The sequence below is a fragment of the Vibrio sp. R10-SG3-ISO10 genome, assembly GCF_059834185.1.
Map to the genome: position 1 here is coordinate 175847 of NZ_JCBDHG010000023.1, position 12160 is coordinate 188006.

Annotated in this window: 8 protein-coding genes; 3 read left to right on the forward strand and 5 right to left on the reverse strand. The window is 46.5% G+C overall.

The window, feature by feature from the left end; translation table 11 throughout:
- Positions 1-89: 89 nt before the first annotated feature.
- Positions 90-1622 (forward strand): 2,3-bisphosphoglycerate-independent phosphoglycerate mutase, encoded by a 1533-nt coding sequence (gene gpmM, locus AC6R16_RS19150; RefSeq protein WP_367937124.1) that lies wholly within the window; start codon positions 90-92, stop codon positions 1620-1622.
- Between the two features lie 152 nt (positions 1623-1774).
- On the forward strand, positions 1775-2911 hold the full coding sequence (locus tag AC6R16_RS19155; RefSeq protein WP_500675455.1) for a murein hydrolase activator EnvC family protein: 1137 nt from the start codon (positions 1775-1777) through the stop codon (positions 2909-2911).
- 51 nt (positions 2912-2962) lie between these two features.
- On the opposite strand, the gene AC6R16_RS19160 is transcribed toward AC6R16_RS19155, so the two are convergent.
- From AC6R16_RS19160 to nudC, 4 genes are all read right to left on the reverse strand, one after another.
- Complete coding sequence (locus AC6R16_RS19160) at positions 2963-3922, reverse strand: DHHA1 domain-containing protein (RefSeq protein ID WP_500675456.1); 960 nt, start codon at positions 3920-3922, stop codon at positions 2963-2965.
- Positions 3923-3997: 75 nt separating this feature from the next.
- On the reverse strand, positions 3998-4633 hold the full coding sequence (locus AC6R16_RS19165) for a TetR/AcrR family transcriptional regulator (RefSeq protein ID WP_500640189.1): 636 nt from the start codon (positions 4631-4633) through the stop codon (positions 3998-4000).
- Positions 4634-4740: 107 nt separating this feature from the next.
- Complete coding sequence (hemE, locus tag AC6R16_RS19170; RefSeq protein WP_500675457.1) at positions 4741-5808, reverse strand: uroporphyrinogen decarboxylase; 1068 nt, start codon at positions 5806-5808, stop codon at positions 4741-4743.
- A 257-nt stretch (positions 5809-6065) separates the two neighbouring features.
- Positions 6066-6851 carry an NAD(+) diphosphatase gene (gene nudC, locus AC6R16_RS19175; RefSeq protein WP_500675458.1) on the reverse strand — a complete coding sequence of 262 codons (786 nt, stop codon included), beginning with the start codon at positions 6849-6851 and terminating at the stop codon, positions 6066-6068.
- A gap of 178 nt (positions 6852-7029) precedes the next feature.
- On the opposite strand from nudC, the gene AC6R16_RS19180 reads away from it, so the two are divergent.
- Positions 7030-7524: an Rsd/AlgQ family anti-sigma factor gene (locus AC6R16_RS19180; RefSeq protein ID WP_004747616.1), complete on the forward strand. Its 495-nt coding sequence runs from the start codon at positions 7030-7032 to the stop codon at positions 7522-7524.
- Between the two features lie 339 nt (positions 7525-7863).
- On the opposite strand, the gene rpoC is transcribed toward AC6R16_RS19180, so the two are convergent.
- The gene (gene rpoC, locus AC6R16_RS19185; protein ID WP_004747615.1) at positions 7864-12069 is read right to left on the reverse strand and encodes a DNA-directed RNA polymerase subunit beta'; all 4206 of its coding nucleotides are present in this window, start codon (positions 12067-12069) and stop codon (positions 7864-7866) included.
- Positions 12070-12160: the final 91 nt, after the last annotated feature.

A 12160-nucleotide genomic window follows, 5' to 3' on the forward strand; every position in this document is an offset into this window, starting at 1 on the left:
TCTTAACCTACAGTTTTGGTTAAAAAGTGTAGTAAAATTACGCTAATTTAGTTTCCAAAGTTACTTTGAAATTTGACGAGGTCATCACTATGACAGCTAAGAAGCCTATGGCTCTAGTTATTCTTGACGGTTACGGACACCGTGAAGATACAGCAAGCAACGCGATCGCGAACGCAAAAACTCCATTCCTTGATAGCCTGTTTGCTAACAAACCAAACACTCTAATCTCTGCTTCTGGCATGGATGTTGGCCTACCTGACGGTCAAATGGGTAACTCTGAAGTAGGTCACACCAACATCGGTGCAGGCCGCGTTGTATACCAAGACCTAACTCGCATCACTAAATCTATCGCTGACGGTGAATTTGCACAGACTCCTGCTCTAGTTGAAGCAATCGACTCTGCTGTTAAAGCTGAAAAAGCAGTACACATCATGGGCCTAATGTCTCCAGGTGGCGTACACTCTCACGAAGATCACATCTACGCAGCCGTTGAAATGGCAGCAGCACGTGGCGCAGAGAAGATTTACCTACACTGCTTCCTAGACGGTCGTGACACGCCACCGCGCAGCGCAGAAAACTCACTAAAACGTTTTGACGAGCTATTCGCTAAACTAGGTAAAGGCCGCGTGGCATCGCTAGTTGGTCGCTACTACGCAATGGACCGTGATAACAACTGGGATCGCGTACAAGTTGCTTACGATCTACTTACTCAAGCGAAAGCGGAATTTACTTTTGACTCAGCAGTGGCTGGTCTTGAAGCTGCTTACGCTCGCGAAGAGAACGATGAGTTCGTTAAAGCGACAGCGATCAAAGCTGAAGGTCAAGAAGACGCAGTTATCGCTGATGGCGATGCAGTAATCTTCATGAACTACCGTGCCGACCGTGCACGTCAAATCACACGTACTTTCGTACCTGCATTCGACGGCTTCGAGCGCGCTGTATTCCCTGCAATCAACTTCGTAATGCTAACGCAGTACGCTGCTGACATCCCACTAGCAATCGCATTCCCACCAGCGTCTCTAGAGAACACTTACGGTGAGTGGCTATCTAAGCAAGGTCAAACTCAGCTACGTATCTCTGAAACAGAGAAATACGCACACGTAACGTTCTTCTTCAACGGTGGTGTTGAGAGCGAATTCGACGGCGAAGAGCGTCAACTTGTTGCTTCTCCAAAAGTAGCAACTTACGACCTACAACCAGAAATGAGCTCAGAAGAACTCACAGAGAAGATGGTTGCGGCGATCAAATCTGGTAAGTACGACACTATCATCTGTAACTACCCTAACCCAGATATGGTTGGTCACACTGGCGTTTACGAAGCAGCAGAGCAAGCGATCGAAGCAATTGATGCATGTGTTGCTAAAGTAACGGCTGCTATCGAAGAAGTTGGCGGCCAAATGCTGATCACTGCTGACCACGGTAACGCGGAAATGATGGTAGACCCAGAGACAGGTGGCACGCACACTGCTCACACTAACCTACCAGTTCCTCTAATCTACGTTGGTGAGAAAGAGGTTGAGTTCAAAGAAGGCGGGAAACTGTCTGACCTAGCTCCAACTATGCTTTCTCTAGTCGGTCTGGAAATTCCAGCAGAGATGACAGGTGAAGTTCTAGTTAAGTAATTAACTTTTACTCCCGCATTTCAAAGCCCGAGCCATTGCTCGGGCTTTTTGTTTTCAGAGGCTCAGTAACAAGTTTTGACATTGCGCTTTCTTCTGATCAAAAGGTTTGGGTATACTGGATGCTTCTCAAATAGTTAGGGCAAATTTGTAACATGGCTAGCACCCCACTAAAGACTCTGTTTACCAACAAGGTTTGGCTTACGCTCGGGTTGATGCTTTGTTCTTACTCAATCACTCCTAGCTATGCAGCAAACAACTCCGAGCTAAAAGGTGTCAGCGGTGAGATCTCTCGCCAAAAGCAGTCACTGTCTTCCCAACAAAAGAAACTCGACTCACTGCAAAAATCGCTCAAATCCCAAGAAATCACGATCACTCGTTTAGAAAAAGAGATCAAAGAATCCAAGGCCTCTTTAGCCAATACGAATAAAAATATCCGTAATCTTGAGTCTAAAGTCGATCTGCTCGAACAACAAAAGAAAGCTCAAAGCGATAAGCTGGCTGAGCTTATTCAAACTTACTACGTCACTCAACGTGCTAAAACCTCCTCGAATATTCTTAATCAAGGTGTCGAAGAAGATAGAATTAGCCAGTATTTCCAACACCTTGCTAAAGAACGAGCAACTACGATTGCTGAGCTAGAGAAAACGGTTGGTGAGCTAGATGATAGCCGCGAACAGCTCAAGCTTGAGAAACAGCAAATCACCAACCTGCTTAAACAGCAGACCAACAAACGCGATCAACTGGCAAGTACTCAGTCTAAACGTAAAGGGACTGTCTCACAGATACGTAAGAGCATTTCCAATGACAAGGTTTACCTCTCTGAGCTGCAACGCAATGAAACTCGACTGAAAGCAGAAATAGCTAAAGCCGCTAAGCGCAACGCCGTCCCTATGGATGGTCTAGCTCGTCAAAAGGGCAAACTGCCATGGCCGGTCAAAGGTAAGATTCTGCACAACTATGGCTCTCGCCAAACCGGGCAGATCAATTGGAAAGGTATGGTAATTAATGCCAACTACGGTCAATCAGTGAAAGCGGTTTATTCAGGAACTGTCGTCTTTGCTGACTACTTACGCGGCTACGGCTTAGTGGTTTTACTCGACCACGGTAAGGGTGACATGACTTTGTATGGCTTTAACCAGAGCCTACTTAAGAAGGAAGGTGATAAAGTCATTGCAGGTGAAAGTATTGCTTTAGCTGGCGATACCGGAGGCCAACCACGCCCATCACTCTATTTTGAGATTCGCCGTAACAGTAAAACTCAAAACCCTAAGAGCTGGCTAACCCGTTAATAGCAACCAATGTGGCGTTCAATTAGCGTTGAACGCCCAATCCAAGCGACTTTACCCGCGATAGTATTGCTCAACTACCTCGATAAATGCATTTAACTGCTCTTTAGGTAATGCATTAATCCCCGCAGCGGCTGCTCGTCCACCGCCACTTGGAAACTGTGTACAAATATCCCCTGCCCCTTGTTTATTGTTCAGCGGCGCGCGTAGTGAAATGGTATATGTTCCATCACTGTTTTCCGTTAATACCGCATGCGCAGAGTTTGGCGTTTGATTTGCCAAGTGATTACCATAAACACCACTGATCCTGCGAGATGACGCCTGATTGGGTAATTCAAAGACAGATAACTTAGCGCTGCGATATTTAGCTTTTATCGCCAATGCACCATCCATATCTGCCTGATAAGCCGTACGCAAAAATACAAATGGGGAGTTTTGATCAGCAATAACAGCAAAAGGATCATCGTAGGCCAAAAGCTCTTGGAACAGTGCTGCAGGATGGAAATGCAGGTCTTCTAACTCTGCACCGTAACCATTGTAGTTGATGAGTGTCCCTAGCTCTTTGAGTTGTTGTTTTTGCTCATCACTCAAACCTGCCTTATCAGCTAGCTTATCCGCTTTAGCAATCAGATTGTCACCGTAGGCTGCGGTAATAGCCCATGAGTGGAAACGTCCGTTAAGTAGTTTATCGATGATCAACGCAGTACAAGTGTTTGCATCTAGATCAATGTGCGCTTCTAAATTGGGCTGATTCGGGATATCTCCAGACTTATGGTGATCGGCGTAGAACACGTCTAGACCCATAGCTAACAGCCTCTCTAGACCGGACTTGTTCTTTTCCATCGAGATATCCAAAACCGTGACTGAATCACCACTGCTCGTCTCTAGCTTTTCTAGCAATTGAATATCGCGCTTAACACCTGTCACTAAAGCAGCGACCTTTGGTTCAGCTAAACGGAGTTGAAGCAGAGCGATGATCCCGTCGGCATCACCATTGAATACATCGAAGTGCATAAAACAAAACCCATTAAAATATCTCTCGATACTCTAATGGGTTCTCACTGATTGAACAATTTCAATTAGTTATGACTAAGCATGAATTGCTTTAACGCCATCTTCCAATAATTGAAGCTGCTCCAAGCCTTGCGTCGTGGCTTTCGGTTTTACTACAGAAATCATTTGCAGCATGCCCTGATGGATAACCTGCTCGGTGATCTTTGTTTTAGGTGACATAGCAGCTTGGTAGCCTAGCCAACTTGAAGCAATCATATGCAGTGTGGTCACCAGTGACTTCATCTCACTATCTTCCACAGACACAAGCTCAAGGTCGACAAACGCTTGCATGATATTGATGAGATTGGTTTGTAGCTTTTCTTGAACCTGGATGTATTCTTCATGTAGCTGTTCGTCGCGCTGAAGGATCTCCGGCAAATTAGCGTAGAAGAAGCGATACTTCCACATCAAAGTAAAGATCGAATCCAGATAGTGCTTGAGAAGAACTAAGCTCTCTTGCTGACCTTGAATAGGCGTGAAGCGCTCAAGAAGTTCATTAGAGTATAAAGCGAAGATCTCGCGCACGATTTCTTGCTTGTTACGGAAGTGGTAATACAGGTTACCCGGACTAATATCGATATGTGCGGCAATATGATTGGTTGTGATATTACGCTCACCATGCTGGTTAAATTGTTCCAGTGCAGCTAGCACTATCTTGTCACGAGTTTTCATGAATTATCCGCATTCCTTTCTATATGTCTAACGGCAGTATAGCGGCTAGTGTAACCTATAACAAAAAAGCGCCTGGTCGTATCAGGCGCTTTTCATAAATTACTCAATTATTTGTGGTACGGCTTGGATAACTCATGTACCGCTTCAACAAATACGCCCGCATTTTCTGGCGGCACATCTAAGTGAATGCCGTGACCCAGGTTAAACACGTGACCTGTGCCTGCGTCGCCGAAACCTTCAAGGATGGTTGCGACCTCTTCACGGATACGCTCTGGAGAAGCGTAAAGCATAGATGGATCCATGTTACCTTGTAGTGCCACTTTATCGCCCACACGTTTAACCGCGTCTTGGATGTTGATTGTCCAGTCTAGACCGACTGCATCACAACCCGTTGCTGCGATTTGCTCTAGCCACATACCACCGTTCTTAGTAAACAGCGTAACTGGAACACGACGGCCATCGTTTTCACGGATTAGGCCGTCTACGATTTTATGCATGTATTGCAGTGAGAATAGGTTGTAGTCACGCGGAGTAAGCACACCACCCCAAGTATCGAATACCATCACAGATTGCGCACCCGCTTTGATCTGAGCGTTTAGATAATCAATAACACTGTCTGCTAGCTTATCTAATAGCAGGTGTAGCGTTTGTGGTTCTGCGTACATCATCTTCTTGATCTTAGTGAAAGCTTTAGAGCTACCACCTTCAACCATGTAAGTAGCCAGCGTCCATGGGCTGCCAGAGAAACCGATTAGCGGTACATCGCCATTAAGATCTTTACGGATCTGACGCACTGCGTTCATTACGTATTTAAGCTCACCCTCTGGATCTGGAATACCGATCTTTTCGACGTCCGCTTTACAAGTAATTGGCTTGTCAAATACAGGACCTTCACCTGCCGCGAAACGTAGCTCAAGGCCCATTGCATCAGGAATAGTTAGGATATCAGAGAACAGAATCGCGGCATCAAGAGGAAAACGGCGCAAAGGTTGAAGCGTTACTTCTGATGCTAGCTCTGCATTCTTGCACAAAGACATGAAGTCACCCGCTTCTGCGCGAGTTGCTTTGTACTCTGGAAGGTATCGACCTGCCTGACGCATCATCCATACTGGAGTGTAATCTACTGGCTCTTTTAGTAGCGCACGAAGATAGCGGTCATTCTTTAATTCAGTCATTCCGTTTTTCCAATTTTTAGGCTCATTTTTGTTGCGGCTATTCTAACACTGTTTGACTCGCAAAAGCTGTGTGCTTTGCAACCTAGATCAAGTTATTAACTTTTAAATCAGTGCTTAATTTGCACCCACTAAGTATCAGTGTTAAAAATTTGTTTGCTAGCGAAAACTACAATTATAAACCGAGCACACAGTGCTTGGCATCTCATAACGACATCTTACTTACCCCCTCCTTCTGGAGGGTTTTTTTTATCTATATTTCAGCTAGATAGCTTAATCTCATCCAGCGTATATTCAATCAATTGTCGAGCAATCGTTCCGACTGGGGCAACGGGCGGTAACTCTTCGATCCCAAACCAGCGCGCATCACTAAGCTCACTGTAGTCGGGCTTCAACTCCCCCGATTGATAGTCGGCGACAAAGCCCATCATCATGCTCGACGGAAATGCCCAAGGCTGACTGCCAAAGTAACGAATGTTAGTCACCTCTATTCCAGTTTCTTCCTTGACCTCTCGCGCAACGCACTGCTCTAAAGTCTCACCGACTTCGAGAAAACCCGCGATGACGGTATACATACCATTACGATGTCTCGGGTGTTGCGCAAGTAAAATTTGCTGCTTGTTACGCACAGCAACAATGATACAAGGGAAGATACGCGGATAATGTAAGGTTCGGCAATCACCACACTGCATGGCTAATTGATTGTGATTAAGGTGGTTTCGACCACCACACTGAGGGCAAAAGCGTAGACTTTGGCTCATATGTCCGTACTGAATTGCCTTACTCATCAGCAGAAAGAGCGGCTCTGGAAAATGCAAACAATCACGCAAAGAGGTCAGCTCAAGCTCCTCAGACACATCCGCTTCATTAAGCCACATCAGCGGGCAACTCTCCCACTGCCCGACTTCAATTGCCTGCTCATAGGGTAAGTTTAAACTCTCAGCACTTCCCTTAGGCAACTGGCCGTTTTGCAGCCAAACATCGCTTCCTGATACAACACACCAATAAGCATTCTTCGTACGGTTTGTGTCACTTTTATTCAACATTGACTCACCTCTTCGCTTGCAGTTCGTCTATTTTACTGGCAATCTAAATTCATACCAGAGTTTGTAGTCAGTCAATTTTGAGACTATAAATTCTAGTAAGGACAAGAGGTTGTACTCTGTACGTGCTTTGGGAGTCAAAGCGTAATGATCACCGGAGAAGTGATCCGATCATGAGGATATGGTCATGCTGAATAAATTCAAACAAACACAAGAACAATGGGGTGGCTCAAGCGAAGTCATCGACCACTGGCTCGAAACAAGACAATCACTAATTGTCGAATATTGTCAGCTGGGCTCCCTTCAACCTGCAAACGGCCACTCTAACGTCGTCGAACTTCCTTCCCCAAAACAGATCAGCTCATTCTGCGATCATGTGGTTGATTACATTTCTGAAGGCCACTTCAAGATCTACGATATGGTGATGAAGAAATGGCAAGCAACGGGCTTTAAGACTAACAACGAAATCGACGCGACCTATGCCAAGATCGTTTTAACTACAGAACCTTTGCTTGAGTTCAACGATAAGTATGTCAGCGTCAGTGCTGATGATGAGCTACCCAGCTTTGAAGCAGATATGTCAAAAGTGGGCGAACTGCTCGAAGTACGCTTTGAAGTGGAAGATCAGTTGATTCAACTTATCGCAGATAGCTTGGCGATTCCGCCTGGGGCTTAGCGAGAAGCGAGAAGCGAGAAGCGAGAAGCGAGAAGCGAGAAGCGAGAAGCGAGAAGCGAGAAGCGAGAAAGTTTTGAGGGGTTGGCGTTTTGCGTCAACCCTTTTTACTTAGGAACGCTTCGCTATGGATGCGGGATGCGGGATGCGGGATGCGGGATGCGGGATGCGGGAATGGACACCTCTCGAAGGACAAAGTCCAGTCTCGACTCTCGGAACGCAGTGTTCTCGTAGGGCGCAGCCCGATCCAGTTTTCCATAGGACAAAGTCCGTTCCCGCTACCCGCTCTCCAAAAACAAAAAAGGCACCCGAAGGTGCCTTTTGTCATTTCTTAGCTAGCGATTACTCGTCTGCAGAGAAACCTGCGTTTAGTAGCGCTGCAAGGTTGTCAGTCGCTTGTTCAGCTGAAGGACCTTCTTGCTCTTCTACACGCTTAGCTTGACGATCTTGGTGGTAAGCGAAACCTGTACCTGCTGGGATTAGACGACCAACAATTACGTTTTCTTTCAGACCACGTAGCTCATCACGCTTACCAGAAACCGCAGCTTCTGTTAGTACGCGAGTTGTTTCCTGGAACGATGCCGCAGAGATGAACGATTCAGTCGCTAGAGATGCCTTAGTAATACCAAGTAGCTCACGCTCGAAACGAACTAGCTCTTTGCCTTCAGCTTCTAGCTGACGGTTAGCAATCTTAACGTTCGCGTATTCAACCTGCTCACCCACTAGGAACTCTGTAGAGTCGCCAGCGTGCGTGATTGTACACTTACGTAGCATCTGACGAACGATAGTTTCGATGTGCTTATCGTTAATCTTAACGCCTTGTAGACGGTATACTTCTTGAACTTCGTTCGCGATGTATTGAGTCACAGCGTGGATACCACGTAGACGTAGAATGTCATGTGGAGACTCTGGACCATCTGCGATCACGTCACCACGTTCAACTTTCTCGCCTTCGAATACGTTAAGCTGACGATGCTTAGGAATCATCTCTTCGTAAGCGTCACCGCCTTCACGAGTGATTACTAGACGACGCTTACCTTTCGTTTCTTTACCGAAGCTTACTGTACCTGTGTGCTCAGCAAGAATCGCAGGCTCTTTCGGCTTACGAGCTTCGAATAGGTCAGCTACGCGTGGTAGACCACCGGTGATATCTTTGTTACCGCCAGATTTCTGAGGGATACGAGATAGAGTATCACCCACGCCTACTTCTGCGCCGTCTTCGATGTTTACAATCGCTTTACCAGGTAGGAAGTAGTGAGCTGGCATTTCAGTACCAGGGATCATTACGTCGTTACCTTGCGCATCAACAAGTTTGATAGCTGGACGCATATCTTTACCTGCTGCTGGGCGAGCTGCTGCTTCAGTTACTTCGCTTGAAGATAGACCTGTTAGGTCATCTGTTTGACGAGAAACTGTAACGCCATCGATCATGTCCACAAACTGGATGCGACCTGCCACTTCAGTGATGATTGGCATAGTGTGCGCTTCCCAGTTCGCTACTGTTTCACCGGCTTCAACTGCGTCGTTGTCGCCTTTAGATAGTAGAGAACCGTAAGGTAGTTTGTGTTTCTCTTTAGTACGACCAAATTCGTCGATGATAGTCAGCTCTGAAGCACGAGAAGTGATTACAAGCTTCTTATCTTTGTTGATAACGAATTTAGCGTTGTGTAGCTTAACTGTACCAGTCGTCTTAGCTTGGATGCTGTTCTCTGCTGCTGCAGTAGATGCCGCACCACCGATGTGGAACGTACGCATCGTAAGCTGTGTACCCGGCTCACCGATAGACTGAGCAGCGATAACGCCCACTGCTTCACCTTGGTTCACTAGGTGACCACGTGCTAGGTCACGACCGTAACACTGAGCACAACAACCGAAGTCTGCATCACAGGTAACTACAGAGCGCACTTTCATGCGGTCAACTGAGTTCTCTTCCATGATCTGACACCACTTCTCATCAATTAGAGTGTTACGTGGGATCAGTACATCTTCAGTACCTGGCTTCAGTACATCTTCTGCAACTACACGACCTAGAGCCAGCTCAGAAAGTGCAACTTTAACGTCACCACCTTCGATGTGCGGCATCATGTCAACACCTTCATGGGTGCCACAGTCATGCTCGTGTACAACAACGTCTTGAGCAACGTCTACTAGACGACGAGTTAGGTAACCGGAGTTCGCTGTTTTCAGTGCTGTATCCGCAAGACCCTTACGAGCACCGTGCGTTGAGATAAAGTACTGAAGTACGTTTAGACCTTCTTTAAAGTTCGCAGTGATCGGCGTTTCGATGATTGAACCATCTGGACGCGCCATCAGACCACGCATACCTGCAAGCTGACGAATCTGAGCTGCAGAACCACGTGCGCCCGAGTCGGCCATCATGTAGATGCTGTTGAATGATTCTTGCTGCTCTTCTTCACCGTCGCGGTTAACAACAGTTTCAGAAGATAGGTTTTCCATCATCAACTTAGCTACGCGATCGTTGGTCGATGCCCAAATATCGATCACTTTGTTGTAGCGCTCACCCGCAGTTACAAGACCAGATTGGTACTGCTCTTGGATTTCGCGAACTTCTGCTTCCGCTTCTTCGATCTCAGTGTACTTAGCTGCTGGAACAACCATGTCGTCGATACCAACAGATACACCAGAAAGTGCCGCGTAAGCGAAACCTGTGTACATGATTTGGTCAGCGAAGATTACAGTGTCTTTTAGACCTAGCTTACGGTAAGCCTCGTTAAGTAGGTGAGAGATCTGCTTCTTACCTAGCTTTTGGTTAACGATGCTGTACGGAAGACCTGCTGGCACGATTTGCCATAGCATTGCACGACCGATAGTTGTATCAACCATTTTAGTCTCAGTTGTGCTGTTGCCATCTTCGTCTTTAACAGTCTCAGTGATACGAACTTTAACGCGAGCGTGTAGCTCAGCAGTCTTAGTACGGTATGCCTTCTCAGCCTCAGCTGGGCTAGCAAGGTACATACCTTCGCCTTTCACGTTGATCTTGTCACGAGTCATGTAGTAAAGACCCAATACAACGTCCTGAGAAGGTACGATGATCGGATCACCTGACGCTGGCGACAGAATGTTGTTTGTCGACATCATCAGAGTACGAGCTTCAAGCTGTGCTTCTAGAGTTAGAGGCACGTGTACCGCCATTTGGTCACCATCGAAGTCCGCGTTGTACGCCGCACACACTAGTGGGTGTAGCTGGATCGCTTTACCTTCGATTAGTACTGGTTCGAACGCCTGGATACCTAGACGGTGAAGTGTAGGTGCACGGTTCAATAGTACTGGGTGTTCGCGGATTACTTCGTCTAGGATATCCCAAACGATCGCTTCTTCGCGCTCTACCATCTTCTTAGCAGCTTTGATTGTCGTCGCAAGACCACGAGTCTCTAGCTTGCTGTAGATGAATGGTTTGAATAGCTCAAGTGCCATCTTCTTAGGAAGACCACACTGGTGTAGACGAAGGTATGGACCTACTGTGATTACAGAACGGCCAGAGTAGTCTACACGCTTACCTAGAAGGTTCTGACGGAAACGACCTTGCTTACCCTTGATCATATCAGCAAGAGATTTCAGAGGACGCTTGTTCGAACCCGTGATCGCGCGACCGCGACGACCGTTATCTAGAAGTGCATCAACAGACTCTTGTAGCATACGCTTTTCGTTACGTACGATGATGTCCGGAGCAGCAAGCTCTAGTAGACGCTTCAAACGGTTGTTACGGTTGATTACGCGACGGTATAGATCGTTCAGATCAGAAGTCGCGAAGCGACCGCCATCTAGTGGTACTAGAGGACGTAGATCTGGCGGAAGTACCGGAAGCACAGTAAGGATCATCCACTCTGGGTTGTTACCAGATTGAACGAACGCTTCAACTAGCTTCAGACGCTTAGTGATCTTCTTACGCTTAGTCTCTGAGTTAGTAGACTGAAGCTCTTCACGCATTTCTTCGATTTCAGCAGGTAGATCCATAGACGCAAGTAGGTCTTTGATCGCTTCTGCACCCATCTTAGCCGTGAACTCATCACCCCACTCTTCTAGGCGATCCAGATACTCTTCTTCAGTTAGCATCTGAGATTTTTCTAGATCAGTCATACCCGGTTCAGTTACTACGTACATTTCGAAGTAAAGAACACGTTCGATATCACGTAGAGGGATATCCATTAGTAGACCGATACGAGACGGCAGTGATTTTAGGAACCAGATGTGAGCAACTGGTGAAGCAAGCTCGATGTGGCCCATACGGTCACGACGAACTTTAGTTTGTGTAACTTCAACGCCACACTTCTCACAGATAACACCACGGTGTTTCAGACGCTTATATTTACCACAAAGACATTCGTAGTCTTTTACTGGACCAAAAATACGCGCACAGAACAGACCATCACGCTCAGGCTTGAACGTACGATAGTTGATCGTTTCAGGTTTTTTAACTTCACCGAAAGACCATGAACGGATCATGTCCGGTGAAGATAGACCGATTTTGATTGCATCAAATTCTTCGGTCTTATGCTGCGCTTTTAGAAAGTTTAATAAGTCTTTCACAATCAGCTCCTGTAAGGAGTTAAAAGGGGCTCACCCGCAAAAGTGAGCACCTTCTACCAAATAATCGCTTTTCTCAATTAAGAAAGAAGGG

Excerpts from the sequence above, each read along its gene's own strand:
- gpmM (WP_367937124.1), top strand. The coding sequence starts at position 90 with ATGACAGCTAAGAAGCCTATGGCTCTAGTTATTCTTGACGGTTACGGA.
- AC6R16_RS19155 (WP_500675455.1), top strand. The coding sequence starts at position 1,775 with ATGGCTAGCACCCCACTAAAGACTCTGTTTACCAACAAGGTTTGGCTT.
- AC6R16_RS19160 (WP_500675456.1), bottom strand. The coding sequence starts at position 3,922 with ATGCACTTCGATGTATTCAATGGTGATGCCGACGGGATCATCGCTCTG.
- AC6R16_RS19165 (WP_500640189.1), bottom strand. The coding sequence starts at position 4,633 with ATGAAAACTCGTGACAAGATAGTGCTAGCTGCACTGGAACAATTTAAC.
- hemE (WP_500675457.1), bottom strand. The coding sequence starts at position 5,808 with ATGACTGAATTAAAGAATGACCGCTATCTTCGTGCGCTACTAAAAGAG.
- nudC (WP_500675458.1), bottom strand. The coding sequence starts at position 6,851 with ATGTTGAATAAAAGTGACACAAACCGTACGAAGAATGCTTATTGGTGT.
- AC6R16_RS19180 (WP_004747616.1), top strand. The coding sequence starts at position 7,030 with ATGGTCATGCTGAATAAATTCAAACAAACACAAGAACAATGGGGTGGC.